Origin of the sequence: Paraburkholderia sp. JPY465 (genome assembly GCF_050436725.1) — a bacterium.
In the GTDB taxonomy this organism is placed as follows: Bacteria; Pseudomonadota; Gammaproteobacteria; order Burkholderiales; family Burkholderiaceae; genus Paraburkholderia; species Paraburkholderia youngii.
Window position 1 is genome coordinate 715,824 of sequence record NZ_JBNDMT010000006.1, and the last position, 15,946, is coordinate 731,769.

14 protein-coding genes and 1 pseudogene are annotated in these 15,946 nt (G+C 61.8%); 5 read left to right on the forward strand and 10 right to left on the reverse strand.

Annotation, left to right across the window (positions count from 1 at the left end):
* Positions 1-23 precede the first annotated feature (23 nt).
* A complete protein-coding gene (locus QFZ94_RS36505) occupies positions 24-1,094 on the reverse strand; it encodes a VOC family protein (RefSeq protein ID WP_429462877.1) in 1,071 nt (356 codons plus the stop codon).
* Positions 1,095-1,282: 188 nt separating this feature from the next.
* Positions 1,283-1,459 (reverse strand): hypothetical protein, encoded by a 177-nt coding sequence (locus QFZ94_RS36510; protein WP_429463702.1) that lies wholly within the window; start codon positions 1,457-1,459, stop codon positions 1,283-1,285.
* Here QFZ94_RS36510 and QFZ94_RS36515 point away from each other — a divergent pair.
* Complete coding sequence (locus tag QFZ94_RS36515; RefSeq protein ID WP_368585051.1) at positions 1,410-2,165, forward strand: TetR/AcrR family transcriptional regulator; 756 nt, start codon at positions 1,410-1,412, stop codon at positions 2,163-2,165. The two genes, QFZ94_RS36510 and QFZ94_RS36515, sit on opposite strands and share 50 nt — an antisense overlap.
* A gap of 323 nt (positions 2,166-2,488) precedes the next feature.
* Here QFZ94_RS36515 and QFZ94_RS36520 read toward each other — a convergent pair whose 3' ends face one another.
* The 3 genes from QFZ94_RS36520 to QFZ94_RS36530 are packed head-to-tail and all read right to left on the reverse strand — an operon-like array spanning position 2,489 to position 8,204.
* Positions 2,489-3,952 (reverse strand): efflux transporter outer membrane subunit, encoded by a 1,464-nt coding sequence (locus QFZ94_RS36520; protein WP_429462878.1) that lies wholly within the window; start codon positions 3,950-3,952, stop codon positions 2,489-2,491.
* A 2-nt stretch (positions 3,953-3,954) separates the two neighbouring features.
* Positions 3,955-7,128, reverse strand: a complete 3,174-nt coding sequence (locus tag QFZ94_RS36525) for an efflux RND transporter permease subunit (RefSeq protein ID WP_429462879.1) — start codon at positions 7,126-7,128, stop codon at positions 3,955-3,957.
* Positions 7,125-8,204: an efflux RND transporter periplasmic adaptor subunit gene (locus QFZ94_RS36530; RefSeq protein WP_368585055.1), complete on the reverse strand. Its 1,080-nt coding sequence runs from the start codon at positions 8,202-8,204 to the stop codon at positions 7,125-7,127. The genes QFZ94_RS36525 and QFZ94_RS36530 overlap by 4 nt, the downstream gene beginning before the upstream one ends.
* 520 nt (positions 8,205-8,724) lie before the next feature.
* On the opposite strand from QFZ94_RS36530, the gene QFZ94_RS36535 reads away from it, so the two are divergent.
* On the forward strand, positions 8,725-9,480 hold the full coding sequence (locus QFZ94_RS36535) for a TetR/AcrR family transcriptional regulator (RefSeq protein ID WP_429462880.1): 756 nt from the start codon (positions 8,725-8,727) through the stop codon (positions 9,478-9,480).
* A 196-nt stretch (positions 9,481-9,676) separates the two neighbouring features.
* Here the strand turns inward: QFZ94_RS36535 and QFZ94_RS36540 are convergent, their stop codons facing one another.
* Positions 9,677-10,732 (reverse strand): AI-2E family transporter, encoded by a 1,056-nt coding sequence (locus QFZ94_RS36540; RefSeq protein WP_429462881.1) that lies wholly within the window; start codon positions 10,730-10,732, stop codon positions 9,677-9,679.
* A 754-nt stretch (positions 10,733-11,486) separates the two neighbouring features.
* Between QFZ94_RS36540 and QFZ94_RS36545 the strand changes: the two are divergent.
* Together QFZ94_RS36545 and QFZ94_RS36550 are read left to right on the forward strand one after the other, a co-directional pair.
* Positions 11,487-11,573: pseudogene (locus tag QFZ94_RS36545) on the forward strand (hypothetical protein); the annotation flags it as partial.
* A 16-nt stretch (positions 11,574-11,589) separates the two neighbouring features.
* On the forward strand, positions 11,590-11,871 hold the full coding sequence (locus QFZ94_RS36550) for a hypothetical protein (protein ID WP_410852019.1): 282 nt from the start codon (positions 11,590-11,592) through the stop codon (positions 11,869-11,871).
* Between the two features lie 154 nt (positions 11,872-12,025).
* On the opposite strand, the gene QFZ94_RS36555 is transcribed toward QFZ94_RS36550, so the two are convergent.
* From QFZ94_RS36555 to QFZ94_RS36570, 4 genes are all read right to left on the reverse strand, one after another.
* Positions 12,026-12,994 carry an alpha/beta fold hydrolase gene (locus QFZ94_RS36555; protein ID WP_429462882.1) on the reverse strand — a complete coding sequence of 323 codons (969 nt, stop codon included), beginning with the start codon at positions 12,992-12,994 and terminating at the stop codon, positions 12,026-12,028.
* A gap of 115 nt (positions 12,995-13,109) precedes the next feature.
* Positions 13,110-13,610, reverse strand: coding sequence for a hypothetical protein (locus tag QFZ94_RS36560; protein WP_368585060.1), 501 nt, complete (start codon positions 13,608-13,610; stop codon positions 13,110-13,112).
* Complete coding sequence (locus tag QFZ94_RS36565; protein WP_429462883.1) at positions 13,607-14,083, reverse strand: hypothetical protein; 477 nt, start codon at positions 14,081-14,083, stop codon at positions 13,607-13,609. Before QFZ94_RS36565 ends, QFZ94_RS36560 begins: the two co-directional genes overlap by 4 nt.
* On the reverse strand, positions 14,080-14,634 hold the full coding sequence (locus QFZ94_RS36570; protein ID WP_368585062.1) for a Tautomerase enzyme: 555 nt from the start codon (positions 14,632-14,634) through the stop codon (positions 14,080-14,082). The genes QFZ94_RS36565 and QFZ94_RS36570 overlap by 4 nt, the downstream gene beginning before the upstream one ends.
* 106 nt (positions 14,635-14,740) lie before the next feature.
* Here QFZ94_RS36570 and QFZ94_RS36575 point away from each other — a divergent pair, with 106 nt between their 5' ends.
* Positions 14,741-15,775, forward strand: a complete 1,035-nt coding sequence (locus QFZ94_RS36575) for a GlxA family transcriptional regulator (RefSeq protein WP_429463648.1) — start codon at positions 14,741-14,743, stop codon at positions 15,773-15,775.
* The last annotated feature ends 171 nt before the right edge of the window (positions 15,776-15,946 follow it).

Consider the following 15,946-nt stretch of genomic DNA (forward strand, 5'->3'; position numbering starts at 1 on the left):
CGGATCAATAGGGATGCCTGGGTTCAGGCGAAAATCTTCGCCAGCGTTCGCAGCTTGCTCAAAGTCAGGTCAGGGCTGTAACGCAGGTTTCTGAAAAGCACCACAACGCTCGTCGGCGTGAATTTGGGCTTCGTGAAGCTGCGCGGCATGGTCGGCCCCCACTGAGCCATTGCCTCGCGACTCACGGCATGGATTCCCGTTGGCTCATCGGACGTGAACAGGTCGCCGTCGCAGTAGTGTTCGTGCTTGTCGCCCCACGGGTCTTGCCAGTAGTCGAAAATCTGGCTGCCCAGGATATGTCGGCCGATCCCCCACGCGTGCGACCAGCCACTGTCGCGCAAAACGCGCTGGCCCATACCGACCGCGTCCGCGTCGATGAGCTCGTAAGCGCTATGGCTGTAGGTCGCGGCGAATCCCTGAGCAAGCGCTAGCGTGTGATGATCGGCCGGCTTGCTGCCAAGATCGAGACGCATGAATGCGACCGCCGGCGAGCCGTCGGGAAGCACCTGTACGTCGCTCGGGATGAACCCGAAGTGCCGCGTGTACCAGGCACAGGTTTCCTGAAAGTCGGCGAGTTCGAGTACGACATGCCCTAGCCGGATGACCTCTGGAGCGCGCTCGGGCGGTCGCTGCGTATCGTTGACGCGAACGATGGCATCGACGGAATTGAATGGCAACGGCAGGCGGTGCGGCAACGCTGACGCGGGTGCCTGGCCCCATATCGCATCGATAGCGAAACCGGAAGGGTCTGTCAGCCGCACCACGTAGCCGCCGGCCGGTAGCGCGGAGTTTTCTACATCGGACGCGCCCGGCAGCTTCGCCAGCGCATCAAGCTCCTCGCGGCTGTCGACTTGCAGGCCGAACCCCACAAACCGCGCTTTCGGCGCCCTACGCACCACATGACAGAAATGCGAAGCCTCCGTGCCGCGCAGAAGAAGCAGCGCCTCGTCCCGCGATACCGTTTGAAGCCCAAAGTCGTTGAGAAAATGCTCCGCTTGTTCGAGGTCCGGTCGCTCGAATACCAGATAGGCCAATGCGGTCGCTTTTGCCGTCGGATGGGGATGACGAGCGGGCTGTGCAGTAGTCAGTTTCATGTCGGAACCTCACTCGGTCGCAACGGCCGATTCGACTTTGAAACCTGCCGCATTGGCGGCAGGATCGAACGGCAATAGATGCTTCGCCGACGCGCTATCGAAAGCGGGTACGGATGCCCGCATCGGCGCGCGGGCGGCGCAATGCCAACGCCGGGGGGCGGCACCGCTTCTGGCTGCTGTCTCCATGATCACTCCATCGGTTCTGGTCGAATCGGCTCGTCGAGGCCTTTGATGACATTAAACTCATCGCTGATGATTTTGTCAATATAGAGATTCGAATCTATACTGCGCGGTATGTGCAGATCAGGGATCACGATGACCAACACGACAAATCGCCGGGCAGGCAAGCGTTCCACCGTTGCCACGTCCGTCGCCCCCGTACCCGTTGCCGAAGAACGGGAGCCGCGCGGTGCACGTCGCAAGCGTGAGACGCGAACCCGTCTGCTCGACGCTGCTCTCAGGCTGATGGCCGAAAAAGGCATGGAGGGCGTGGCGATCAACGAAATCACGGAGGCCGCTGACGTCGGCTTCGGCTCGTTTTACAACCACTTTGAATCGAAGGAAGCGATCTATGCGACGCTTGTCGACAACGTGTTTGAAGAATTCGCGAACATGCTCGATCGCCTTACAGGCGGCGTTTCCGACCCTGCAGAAGTAGTCGCCGTCTCTGTGCGCCATACGGTCCTTCGGGCGCGGCATGATCCCGTGTGGGGACGTTTTCTGATACGTGAAGGGTTTTCTGCGCGCGCAATGAGCCGCGGACTCGGTCAGCGACTGCTGCGCGACATCGGCAACGGGATTGCGGCGAAGCGGTTCGTCGTGGCGGACCCCTTTATCGGATTTCTCGCAGTGGGCGGCACGGTGCTGTGTGCCATCGCCGCCGAGTTGAACTTCGTCGTGCCGGGCGCCAGCGCGGCGGGCGTGCTGACAGAATTGGGCTTTAGCGGCGAGCATTTTCCCGAGCGCACGGCAGCAATGTTGCTGCAAACGCTCGGACTGAAGCGCGCGGAGGCGGAAAAGATCGCTACCCGTCCATTGCCCACCGTCGAGGAAGCCGTCGATCAGGGCTGAGTTGATAGTGTCCCGGCCGTGGTTGTCGAGCGTCTCGCAGCGATACCTCGCTATTTCGCGAAGCGCTGAGCATATGAGCCGGATCGCATTCTGCGTCGACGGAAAAATCAGCGAGGCATCCTGCAGATAACGCAAAGGGATGGTTTCCCCGCCGTTCGCACCCACTCATTCCTCAAAGCACGTAACCGCCCTTTTCGCGCAGTGTGCAATTGCGGACAGGACAGTGCTGTCCTCCCCGCTCCGCGCAAGGCTTCCTCATATTTGAACCGATTGCTCGGCGCCGGTCCGGCCCGACTGTCCTCGCCACTGTCACGAACACCCGGTCATCGCGCCGCGGCTGCGCTCTGCGGGGTGGCGGGCAACTCGCCCATCGACTGAAACAGCGCCGCCGTATCGCTCATGCGCTGACCGGCTGCGCGCACGGCGGCAATCTGCGCGTTCAGGTAACGCGACTCGCTCGCCTGTCGTGCCGTCGAAGGCAGCGAGCCCATGCGGTGTCGCGACGCCGTGTCCTCGAATGCCGCGCGAGCGGCGTCCGCGGCTTCGTCCGACGAAGCGAGCATCTGCGCGTCGTTATCCAGCGCGGCCAGCGAATTCGCCACATCCTGGAAAGCGGACAGCACCGTCGCCTTATAGTGCAGCACGGCAGCGTCGTAGGCGTCGACCGACGCGCGACGCTGAGCGAACAGCGCGCCGCCATGGAAGATTGGCTGCGACAGGCCGGCGCCGATCGCCCACAGTGCGCCCGCGCCCGAGGTCACCGCCGGCCAGCTGAAGCCGCCTCGTCCCATCGAGCCCGTCAGTGACAGGCTCGGGAACATTTGCGCGGTCGCGGCGCCGACATCCGCGGCGGCGGCCTTCACGGCGGCGTCGGCTGCCTCGATGTCCGGGCGCGAGCGCAGCAGATCCGACGGCACGGCCACGGGCACGTGCTCCGGCAGCGACAGGCTATCGAGTTCCGGCACGCTCGGCGCGTTATCCGGCGTGCGCCCCATCAGCACGGCCAGCGCGTGGATAGAGGACGCGCGTTGCTGACGTAGCGACGGCAACGTCGCCGCGATGTCAGCAGCGCCCTGTTTCGACTCAAGCGCCTGTGCGCGTGAGACAGAGCCGAGCGTGTAGCGCTGCTGATCCTCATTTGCAGCATCGTTCGACACCGCAACGAGCCGTTCGGTAAGCGCGATCTGCCGATCGAGCGCCGCCAAATTGATCGCAGTACCGACGATGTTCGCGGCGAGCGCCCGACGCGACGCCTCCAGTTCGAACGCCTGCACGTTCACACGCGCCGCGCTCGCCGAATTCATGTAGCGCGTCTGGCCGAACAGGTCGAACGTGTAATGGGTGAAGATCTGCCCAGCAAAAAAGTTGTATTGCACCTGCTCGGGTCCAAGCCCCGGAACGATAGGCGTACGCGCGCGCTCGACCTGCGCGGCGCCGTCGATCGACGGCAGCGTCGATGCGCCGATCTGTGCGCGCAGTTGCTCGCGCGCTGACGCGAGCGTGCGCTGTGTCGCGGCGAGTGTCGGACTGTTGCGCAAGCCTTCGTCCACGAAGGCGTCGAGCGCATCTGAGCGGTAAAGCCGCCACCATTGCGGCATGGGAGCCGCGCCGACATCGAATGTCTGCGCAACGCCACCCGCAGCCACCGTTTTCGATGACTGCGCCTCAGCGCCATAGTGCGCGGGCGACGGCATGGCTGGCGGCTCGCCGCTCGGCCCGAACGAGCACGCGGACAGGGCGAGTGCCGCTGCCGCGGCCGCCACGGATGTCTTGCAGGTAAAGCTCATGATCAAACCTCCGTATGCTCGACGACGACTGGTTGCGCGTCGCGCTCGTCACGCCGGACCCTGAAGCAGGTCGCGTAGAGCGCCGGCAGGAAGAACACCGTCAGAACTGTGGCGATGGTGATGCCGCCCATCAGCGCGGTTGCCATCGGGCCAAAGAAGCCCGAGCGAAGCAGTGGAATCAGCGCGAGCACGGCAGCGGCGGCCGTCAGCATGATGGGCCGGAACCGCCGCACGGTCGCGCCGATGATCGCGTCGAAGCGCGGCTGCCCCGCTGCGATGTCCTGGTCGATCTGGTCCACCAGAATCACGGAGTTGCGCATGATGATGCCGAACATCGCGATCACGCCCAGCAACGCGACGAAGCCGAACGGCTTGCCGAACAGCAGCAGCGCGGCCACCACGCCGATCAAGCCAAGCGGCGCGGTCAGCACGACGATGAAGGTTCTTGCGAAGTTTTTCAGCTGGATCATCAGCAACGTCAGCACCGCGATGATCATCAACGGCATTTCCGCGTTGATCGATGTCTGGCCCTTGACGCTCTCTTCCACCGCGCCGCCTACCTCGATCCGGTAACCGACGGGTAATCTGGCGCGCGCAACGGTGAGTGCATGCTCGATGTCGCGCGTCACGTCGATGCCCTGCGCGTCGCCGCGCACGTCGGCCTGCACGGTAATGGTCGGCTGACGGTCGCGCTCCCAGATGACCCCGTATTCCAGCGTGTCGCGGACGTGTCCCAGCGAGCCGAGCGGCACTGGGCCGTTGGGCGTGGGGATCGCCAGGCTCGTGAGCTTTGCGGGATCGACCCGCTCGTTCTTCGGCGCGCGCAGGTCGACGTTGATCAGCTTGTCGCGTTCGCGGTACTGCGTGACCGTGTAGCCGGAAAGCGTCATCGCGAGGAAGCTGGAGACGTCCTGCGAGGTGACGCCAAGCTGGCGTGCCCGATTCTGATCGATCTCGAATGACATTGAACGCTCTGCTGGCTCGTCCCAGTCGAACTGGACGTTACGCGTGCGCGGGTCGGCACGGACCTGCTCCGCCACCGTATCCGCGATCGAGCGCACCGTCGCAATGTCGTCGCCGCTGACGCGGAACTTGATCGGGAAGCCCACGGGCGGACCGTTTTCGAGTCGCGCGACACGCGTACGTACGCCAGAGAAGTCTTTCTCGAGTTTCGCGTCGAGCCAGTGCATCAACTCCTCGCGCGTCTCGACGTCCTTCGCGGTGATGACGAACTGCGCGAAGTTGGGCTGTTGCAGCTGTTGATCGAGCGGCAGATAGAAGCGCGGCGCCCCCGTCCCCACGAAGTCGACGTAATGTTCGATCTCTGACTTGCTGTCCAGCACCTTTTCGAGCCGCTTCGCTTCACGCAGCGTCGCCTCGAACGAAGCGCCTTCCGGCAGCCTCAGGTCGACCAGCAGTTCGGGGCGCTCCGAGTTCGGAAAGAACTGCTGCGGCACGCGGGTGAACACCGCCATTGCGATCGCGAACAGCACGGCGGTGACGCCTAGCACCACCCAGCGCCGGTCGATACACCACGTGACCCAGCCCGACAGGCGCCGGTAGAAACCCGTGTTGTAGACATCGTGCTCGTGCGCGTGAGCCGCTCCCTCGTGACCTTTGCGTTCTGGCAGCATATGAAAGCCGAGCAGCGGCACCAGCACGACCGCCGCGAACCACGAGACGATCAGTGCGATCGCCGACACCTCGAAGATCGAGCGCGTGTACTCGCCCGTGCTCGATTTGGCGAGCGCGATTGGCAGAAAGCCAGCGACCGTCACTAGCGTTCCCGTCAACATCGGAAAGGCCGTGCTCGTATAGGCGAAGGCAGCAGCACGCATGCGGCTCCAGCCCTGTTCGAGCTTCACCGCCATCATTTCGACGGCGATGATCGCGTCGTCGACGAGCAGACCGAGCGCCAGCACGAGCGTGCCGAGCGACACCTTGTCCAGGCCAATGCCGAACAGATGCATGCACAGCGCGGTCATCGCCAGCACGATCGGAATCGTGATCACGACGACCATGCCGGTTCTCAGCCCCAGCGAAACGAGGCTGACGACAAGCACGATCGCCACCGCTTCACCGACCGAGCGCACGAACTCGTTGACCGAGTGCTTGACCGCATGGGGCATGCTCGAGACCGGCGCGAGCCTGAGACCCGCGGGAAGCGTCGCCTGCAGTTCGGCGGTCTTTGCGTCGAGCGCCTTGCCGAGGTCGATGACGTCACCGCCCTTTTGCATCGTCACGCCGATGCCGAGCACCGCCTGGCCGCCGGCACGCATTTGCGTGACAGGCGGATCATCGTAGCCACGTTTGATGGCCGCGATGTCGCCGAGGCGGAATGTGCGCTTGTTGACCGTTAGCAGCATGTCCGCGAGCGCCTGCTCGTCCTTGAACGCGCCGCTCGGGCGCACGAACACGCGGTCATCCGCCGTCGTGATGGTACCGACGGGGGCAACGGCATTCTGCGCGTCGATGGCCTGAGCCAATTGCTGCGGCGAAATCGACAGCCGCGTCAGTTGCGCGTTCGAGATCTCGACAAAGATGTGCTGATCGGGGTCGCCAAAGTAGTCGACCTTCGCGACGCCGGGTACGCGCAGCAGCACCGTGCGAAGTTTGTCCGCGTAGTCGTGCAGTTGCGCGGGAGAAAAGCCATCGCCTTCGAGCGCGTAGATGTTCGTGTAGACGTCGCCGAACTCGTCGTTGAAGAACGGGCCAATTGTTCCTTTCGGAAGCGTCGCCGCGATGTCGCCGATTTTTTTACGGACCTGATACCACGTCTCGGGCACATCCTTGACGGGCGCAGAATCTTTCATTGCGAAGAAGATCATCGACTCGCCGGGCCGCGAGTAGCTCTTGATGTTGTCGACATAGGGCGCAGCCTGCAATTGACGGCCGATGCGGTCAGTGATCTGCTCCTGCACTTCGCGCGCAGTCGCGCCCGGCCAGTAAGACTTGATGACCATGGTGCGGAACGTGAATGGCGGATCTTCCGACTGCGCGAGATGCGTATAGCCGATCACACCAAATAGCGTGGCGAGGCCGATCAGAAAGATCACGAGCTGCTGGTGCCGCAACGCCCAGGCTGAAAGATTGAAACCGGTTCCGCTCGCGCCTGTCTCGTTCGAGGCACTTACGGGCGCGCTGTCGCGCGCATTTTGCTGGTCACGCGCGTTCATGACGGAAAGTCCTCCGGATGTAGCGGAGGCACCATCTGCACGTGTTGGCCCGAACTCACCGCATGCACGCCTTGCAGTACGACGCGGTCGCCATCGTGCAGACCGGCAGCGATCGACACCGTGCGTTCGCCGTATTGCGCGATCGTTACCGGGCGCAGTTCGAGCGCGTCGCTACCGTTACGGACTACCCACACGGCAGGCTTTTCACCTTGGTGAAAAAGCGCTGTCACCGGCAGCGTAAAGGCCCTACCAGTGCCGCTCTCGCGTGCGTCCTGGAACGCAACGTTGGCCGTCATGCCCAGACGCACTTCGGCAGTGGGTGCGGTCAATGTCAGCTTGACCCGCCATGTGCGGCTTTCCGGATCTGCGGCGGCGGACACCTCGCGCACGGACGCATCGAATGACTTGCCGGGCAGCGCCGACAACGAGACGCTCGCCTTACTGCCGACTCTCAGCGCGTTCACCGTGTTTTCCGACGCGTCGCAGACGATGTCGACGTCGCCCGTCCAGGCGAGGTGGTACACGGCTTGGGTGGCCTGCACGTTCTGGCCAGTATCGGCATCTTCCGACGTGACGACCCCGTCGTGCTCGGCAGTGAGCGTTGCATAGCGGAGATGATCCGTCGCAAGTGCCATCTGTGCGAGAGCGGAATTGCGCTGTGCGAGCGCGGAAGCGTAGGCGTCCTGGGTCTGCTCCAGCTGCGCGGTTGCGATCAGGTTCGCACGGGCCTGCGCCTCGTCACGATCGAGCTGCTGCTTCGCGAACACGAGACGATGCTCGGCAGCGTCGAGTTGCGCGCGCGCGTTGACGAGATTGTTTTGCAGATCGGTCGGATCGAGGAGCGCAACGATTTGTCCCGCCTTCACGGTGTCGCCGATACGCACGCGCCGTTCAATCACTTTGCCGCCGACCCGAAACGACAGAGGCGTGGAATAGCGCGCCTGCACCTGCGCCGGCAACGATGCGTCCGCCGTTCGTCCATCGGGATGAACCACGCGCGCCACCACGGGCTTTGGCTGCGGCACGAGCGCTTCGCGCTGATGGCATGCGCTAAGGAAAAATGCGCTGCACACCATGATGACAACGGGTATCCGGTGCGTTGGCCGGAACAGGGAAGGAAACGAGGAGCGCGCCCGTTTCAGCGCGACAGGACCGGAATGTTTCACGATGTTTACAAGGCAGGTGATGAATCCAGGAAGAAAAGTGACTCGCGCCGACGGGAGCCGTGGTGTGCGTGAGAAGCACGCCTTGTCACCAGCGCAAAAGTCGGAATGCCATCCGATGCGTTACTGATCCGCTTACAACGCTACTGAACGTTGTTCCGAAGCGTTGCGGCGCGTCATCGCGACCGCCAGGCTGCACCTGGCAGCGGGACAGCAGCACCGGATAGTCGCGTCGGCTCATGCCCCCGCGCCCTATGTGCACGGGACCCTACGAATCGCGATCCCAGTGCCTGAAGCGCATCAAAGACGATTGCGCTGCGTCCCGCTGCTGCGACGCTAACCGCATGAGGTGACATTAAACCCATGTTTGATACTATTGTCAATCATGACACATAAATCTAAAATCTGATGCAACAGAGAATCGGGAGGCAACGTGCCAGATGTCCATAACAAGCGTGCAAGCGGTCGGTCGGCGGCGGTCGATGCGCAGATCGCAAGCCGTGAGCCGGTGCTTGGGCAATCGCCCCGTTTAGCCCGACGCAAGCACGAGACTCGAGTCCGGTTGCTGAACGCCACCTTCCGACTAGTGACGGAAAAAGGAATGGACAGCGTCACGATCGGCGAGATCACGAATGCCGCCGACGTGGGTTTCGGGTCTTTCTACAACTACTTCGAATCAAAGGAAGTCATCCTCGCAGCGCTCGTGGACTGGCTCTTCGAAGACTTCGCGAACAGGCTTGACGGAGTCACCACCGGATTGGCCGACCCGGCGGAAGTGATCGCCGTGTCAGTGCGCCATACGCTCCTGCGTGCCTGCCGCGAGCCGGTCTGGGGACAATTCTTGATACGCGAGGGGCTATCTACGCGTGCGTTAAGCACGGGTCTCGGTCAGCGGTTGCTGCGAGATGCGGCGATAGGAATTTCACGAAAGCGCTTCATGATCGCGGATGAGTTGATTTGCGTCGTTTCCGCAATTGGCACTGTGATCGCAGGAGTCGCTGCTGAGCTTGATATGTCAGCATCATCGATGCGGACGGTTCGCCCGCGGAAGGTGTTACGGTCCAGAGTTGACAGGTTTGCCGAACGTACAGCGGCCATCGTCCTGCAGGGGTTTGGCCTCAAACGGCTGGAGGCAGAAAAGATCGCCCGGCGTCCGCTGCCCGCGGCGCCAGAGGATGTAGCCGGCTGAAGTGGAATAGTGCTGCGCCCGGCCGCGAGCGGACAGATTGAGTACGGGCGTCGACCGCTAGGCGTTCCGTCTGCCTGCAGTGCGTATTAGATATCTCGATTCTGTCGGGAGGCGTCCATAGGGAGGCCGCTCGCGCACCCACACTCCGGTTGCCTTGCCGAAACGTGCCGTCCAAGGGCGCGTGGCCGCTACGTGGTCACGCCTGGTAAAACGCACTTGTCAGATAACGGCGACGCAGTTCCCGCAAAGCCGAAGCAAAGACGGCGCTCGCAGGTAGCGCAAGCAGAACACCGAAGAAACCGAAAAGCTTCCCAAAAGCCAATAACGAGAAAATGACCGCCAGCGGATGCAAACCGATACGCTCGCCGACGAGCCGCGGCGTAAGAATAGCGCTTTCGAGAATCTGCCCGACTCCATACACGATAATCACCGCACCGAGGCCATACAAGTCGTGAAATTGCAGCAATGCAGCCAGCAGCGCCATCGTCAGCGCCGTCGCGAATCCGACGTAGGGGATAAAAACGGCAAACGCCGTCAAAAGACCGATCGGCAGCGCGATGGCCAGTCCGGCGAGCGCCAGTGCAACGGGGTAAAACGCTGCGAGTATCGCGACGACAAGCAGTTGCCCCCGCAGATATTGCGACATCATGTGATCGATCTCTGCGACGAAGACGCGCGTCCTTCCTAGCCAGCGCCGCGGCACGAAGCTTTCCAGGCGGGCGAAAGCCTCATGCCTGTCGTAGAGCAAATAAAAGAGCACGAGTGGCACCAGCACTGCATTCCCCACGACAGTGATCATTACATTGCCGCTTGTACCAAGGTACCGCCAAAGGGTGAGAGCAGCGCCCTGCTCGCTTGCGATCAGATGTGCCGCAACCCAATCACGGACACTCGCCAGATCGAGCGAGTAGGTGATTCCCAACCATGCGAGCCGCGGTTTGAGAATGACCTCCAGCTTCGCCGCAAGCGATGGAACCTGTCTTGCGAATTCAGGCACTTCCTCCTGGATGACCAGGAATGCAAGCAAAGCGACCGACGTGATCACCAACGCGAATAGAGAAATCATCAGAAGCGCAGCAAGTCCTCTTGGCGTGCGATGACGTGCAAGCCATTCGACGCCTGGCTGCAGGATGTACGCGATCATTGCTCCGAGAAGAAACGGCGTCAGCACGGCGCGCAGGCTCCAGAGAAGAATGCCGGCCGATAAGGCGACGGCTCCCCAAATGAGCGATTGGCGATGGTAGTTGGTCATGGGTGCACCTTCGGCTGTTCATCACATGGTTGTTCCGATCGCAAGCAGCGGCCTCGGGGATGATGTCCGCGCATCATGGTGCACGGTACACGGCGGTGTGAACGATGCGCTCAATTGTCGGGAACAGTGAGACGGCAAGACGACAGGATGCCTGATCGAACCTAATTGATTCACGCTCGGGACGTCGCGTGATTCGCTTCGAACGACCACTTAACCGATGGTGCGGGCGTTGGACACCCGTAGTTGCGCAGCAACAGCGGCGATCCCCGCTGTTGCGAACGCGATCGTCGCTTCGATTGCGCCATCGATAACTTACCGTTTGCCGTTGTATCGGGCACATGGAGTGCCGGCTGGGCACTTCCAACGCAAAACAACCCGCATAGTTGATATTATGATCATTTATGGTAACTAAGTCAACTTCGAATCGCTTGCTGGCCGGTGACCCTATTAAGTCTGCGCTCCCAATCCGCAACTGTCATCCTGGCAGCAATTGTTTTTGGCTGGCGCGCCGGAACGACGAAGCTCAAGGAATATCGCCGACCGCGGCGCTGCTGATCCCTCGCATCATGGTCGACGAATGAACCGGCCCGGTCGGGCCGTGGCGACACGCTGACCATACTTGCGGAGCGATCGTCGCGTCGAACCTGCAATGCGCGAACGTGCGAGTCACCTTCAATGTCCTCAGAAAATGTTTCGCCGATGAGGGACCACCTGCCGCCCGGCACCACACGCGTCGGCCCGACGACATGGACGTCGAAATTTCCACGTCAGTCACCAGTTCGCGGTAAAGGAGGGGGGCGGCCGGGTCGCAATCGCGGGCGATGCCGCCCATATCCATTCGCCCGTCCGCGCGGGGGATGAACCTCGGCATCGAGGACACCAGGGGCTTCGCGCACTGCGCAGCCGACTTTCTGGCGAACCAGCCGGGGCGCCTCGAGGACCACGGGCGGCTTCGCCACGCCGTACATGAAAAGGTCGTGAGCCACATCAGGCTCCTGATGGAACTCGCGCGCGACCGGCCGAAGCTCGTCGGCCTCCTGCGCGACAACCTGATACCGGGGCTCACGAAGTTTGGTCCGTCGGCGCACGCCGTGGTGGCGTTGCTGACCGGGCTCGATCCCGACGTGCGCCTGCACTGAGCGGCGTGGAAATGGGAGAACTGGATGGCGAACCATAAGCGGACGCCTCTGTTCTCTCTCGAACAAGTCGCAGCCATGATCGAACGAGCCTTGCACGTGGCTGAGTTTGAATCACGGCAAACGAGGTATGACGGTGTCGGAAAACTCGCCCTGGTCACACAGGATTGCTGCCCGCGCTGAACGCAGCCCGAACTTCGTTCACCGTCTGTTCAGGCGCTTGCAGATGCGGAAAGTGGCCGAGTTCAGGGAGGACCGAAAGCTTCAGACCGCTACGGTCGGCGTACTCAACGCCCATTTCCTTCTTGATGTAGATATCCTGCTCGCCCCACACCACCTTAACGCGGACCTTCAGCTTGGCCATATTGGCTTCGAAGTAGTCCTGGTCGCGGGTGAAGCAGGAGTAGTAATGGAAGAAGGCGTCTGCCGACGTGACATCACCGTCCCACCCTTTCGCCATATCGTCCCTGAACTCCTCGGGCAACGCGTAGCGCTCCTCCGCTGACATGCCGCGGAAGAATGTGTTTGCCAGGATTTCGTCACGGTTCCTGTTCATCGCGGCACGCACGGCGTCGGACGAAGGCTTTGACTTCAGGCCCTGCAGGCTTTCGTACATGTACTGGGGGCGGTTGAACGGGGCAAAGTCGCCCACAATGATCTCCCTGGCGATATCGGGTTGCTCCAATGCCGCCAGCAGCGCAGGCAGGGCCCCGATATCGGTTGCATAGATCACCAGCTTCGAACTGTCGATGCCGGACGCCCGGATATAGTCAGCCAGCACACGCGCATAATCCTTCGGCGCGTAGCCGAAGCGATCAGCGCCGGGACGCGAAGACTGCCCGTAGCCAGGCCAGTCGAACGCATGCACCTCGTAGTCGCTGGACAGGGATTCGGCAATCGGTTTCCACGCATACATCGTCTCCGGGAAGCCGTGCAGGAACAGCACCGTACCTTTTGGATGCGCAGGCCGATAGACCATATGACGCAGCCTGATGTCGGGATTGATCTGCAACTCGCCGACTTCAACTTTCGGCGCCGACGAGGGTGATGCCGGCACAACCTGGCATGCGGAAACGCCGACAGCTACTGCGGGGAAGACCGTCGCCTTCGTTACTAGTTTGAACATGATCGTCACTCTCGTTTAGTGCGAAATTGCGCCAGCCAAAGGCGCTTCGTTGCTTCGGAATTCCTCGGGGCGCCCCAAGGCGGCGGCGCAGCAGCCCTGTACGCTCCAGCGCTTTCTACTGGGGCGAAGGCGGATTCAAAAGCTTGCCCAATGGCTTTAATGGGCCTATTGGGAACAGCGAGAATGTCATCAAGTGCGCTTTCCCCAATGGAAGTGCCTCGAGCATTTCATCCGCTTGACTCACGTCGGTAACGTTCAAAATGAACGCCACCCCAGCCCGGTCTTGCAGTGAATACCACTGATCAATCCTGCCCTCCAGGTAGAGTTGCGCCGTCTCGCGAGCTTCGGACGGAAGAATGTGTTGGACAAGCTGCATGTCCGTGCCCGGCGGAAAGGTGCCAATCGCCAGTATCTTCGTGGTCGGCGTGGATGGCATCGGAGTGGTGTGCGCCATGGAAACTCCAGCGGAAGCGATCAGCACAGTGGCTGTCGTCGAATTAAGAAGAAGCCGTTTCATCGCACGGCAGCGAACACCGTCTATGAATGCGGTTTTCAGCCGCTCGATCAGACCGGTCGTGCGATAGCGTTCGCGTACGTCATCATGAGCATCTGTCATCGAGAAGTGGCTCCAGTGCAACCGTCCTCGTGTGAGGCCGGGCTCGATACCGTATTCAGTGCCGCCGCTTCAGGTCCGCTCAGATAGCGATCCCGGAAGCGCTCGTCGACCCGCTCCCACATCAGTTTCGAAAACAGCAGCACCGCATTGAGCGGGCGATGACTAATGACCACGGACTCCGTCTCGCCTTGCTCGTTCATGTGGGCGACGACCACCGTCTCGATCGGCACGCCCTGGATCTGCGAGCGATAGGACTCCATATACAAACCATCGCCAATCGCGCCCTTGTAGCTGTGTTGCTGGAATTCGTAGAGCGAGACCGCGTGTTTGATCACGGAGAGAATATCGGCCCGTCCTTCGATCGGACGCTTCAGCACGGAGGCCTCAAGCGTCGCGTTTTCAGCGAGGTTCGTCAGCCAGAGCGGCGGACCGCCTGCGGGTGCCATAACGGGGGCTGTGTCGTTGAATTTCATGCTGGGCGCTCCAGGGATGATTTGCTCGCGATGCCTGCGCTGGCGGCATCGAGCGCGGCTTCGAGCGTGATGCGCGCTTTTTCGAGGCGGCGTCGCGCAAGCCGTGCAACGCCTGCGCCGCGCTCCGACTCGCCCGCCAGCAGCGCATGAATATCGGGCAGCATCCAGATCGCACCGCGCGTGCCCCAGGCGCCATCGGGTATCTCGGTTGGGAAGACCCAGACGCGCGGCGCGACGTCGTCGAACGGCCGGTTCTCCGCGCGCGCCACCGCTTCCGTGACCTGCCTGACGAGGAAGCGCCGCGATTCGTCGGTGTATTGCCCCTCGGGTGCGGACGGGATGATCCGGTAGCGGATCGTGTTCGTGCGTTCACCTCCGACGTAGATCGCAGCAGGCCGATGAAGATGGAATACAGTGACACGCTGTGCGATCTCACTGGCGGGATCGTACCCTTCGGCCCTGATGAGGATATCGGTCAGTTCCTTGACGAGGCGGGCTTCGGCCTCGGGCGTCAAGGCGTCCTCGGGCCACAGTGCGTCGATCATCGGCATGGTGCTGCTCCTGCGTTCAGTTAATTGGATGTGGCCATGATCAGGGTTTACTCGCGTGGCCAGAAGTGGCAGGATCGCCATTATTCGTGGAGTTTCGGACACGTTTATGGCTATCATCCGCATCTGGGTCTATGACGGAATCCTCGCGTCCGGCGTCGCGGGGCCTGTTGACGTCTTCAGCGCCGCTAATCAGTTCCATGCACGCGGGGCTGCAGCGGGCACAACGTCCACACCCATGTTCGTGTGGCGCGTGGAATCGCTCGACGGGCGTCCCGTTACGGCTGCATCGGGTCAAACCATTCAGGTCGACGGAAAGATCGACCCGCGCAAACGGGCAGACGCCGTCTTGCTGACGGCACCGTTTTTCTCGAACATCGACGAGTTCATCGGGCGCCGCGAGCAGTTGAACGAACTGTCTGCCGCGCTGCGGCGCCAACGCAAGGCAGGCGCTGTTCTGGCGGCTTATTGCACGGCGAATTACCTGCTCGCCGAGGCCGGCCTGCTGGATGGCCGCGCCGCAACGACGCACTGGGCGAGAGCGTCGGACTTCGCGCGCCACTATCCGCGCGTCGAAGTTCGCGCAAACGAACTGCTGATCGCGCAAGACGGCATCATCTCGGGGGGCTCCGTGACCTCGTATCTGAATCTCGCTGTGCGCCTCGTCGAAACATTCGCCGGCGAAGAACTCGCTTCGATGACCGCGAAGGCGCTATTGATCGACATGAACCGGACGTCGCAGGCTTCCTTCGCAACGCTTCTCGACGAACATGGACATACCGACACGCTCGTCGCGCGCGCCCAGCAGCAGATGGAAGCTACACTGCAGCAAGGATTCCGGTTGAGCGATCTGGCGGCATCGCTTGCTGTCAGCGAACGCACGCTCAATCGCCGTTTCAAGGAAGCCGTCGGGCTGGCTCCGTTGACGTATTTGCAAAACCTGCGTATCGAGGTCGCGAAACGCCTACTGGAAACGCGCCCAATTGGACTCGAGGCGGTAAGCCAACGTGTCGGCTATGGCGATATCAGCACATTTCGACAACTGTTCAAGCGCAAGACCGGATTGTCTCCAGGCGAATATCGAATGCGGTCTTCGCGTGGCGCGAAGAATAGGGAAGCCGATCCGGATAGCAAAGGCGGCTGACCCGTCATCACGTCACGCCACCCAGGTGGTCACTCCCCCTCTCGCCCCCATCCCGTTTGGTATCCGAATGTATCTGCAAACAGACTGGATACGCGCCCTTACACGCATCTAACTTTCAGACACAAACGGGATACCTTCATCCGGTCAAATACGCGATCGCGAACCGGACGC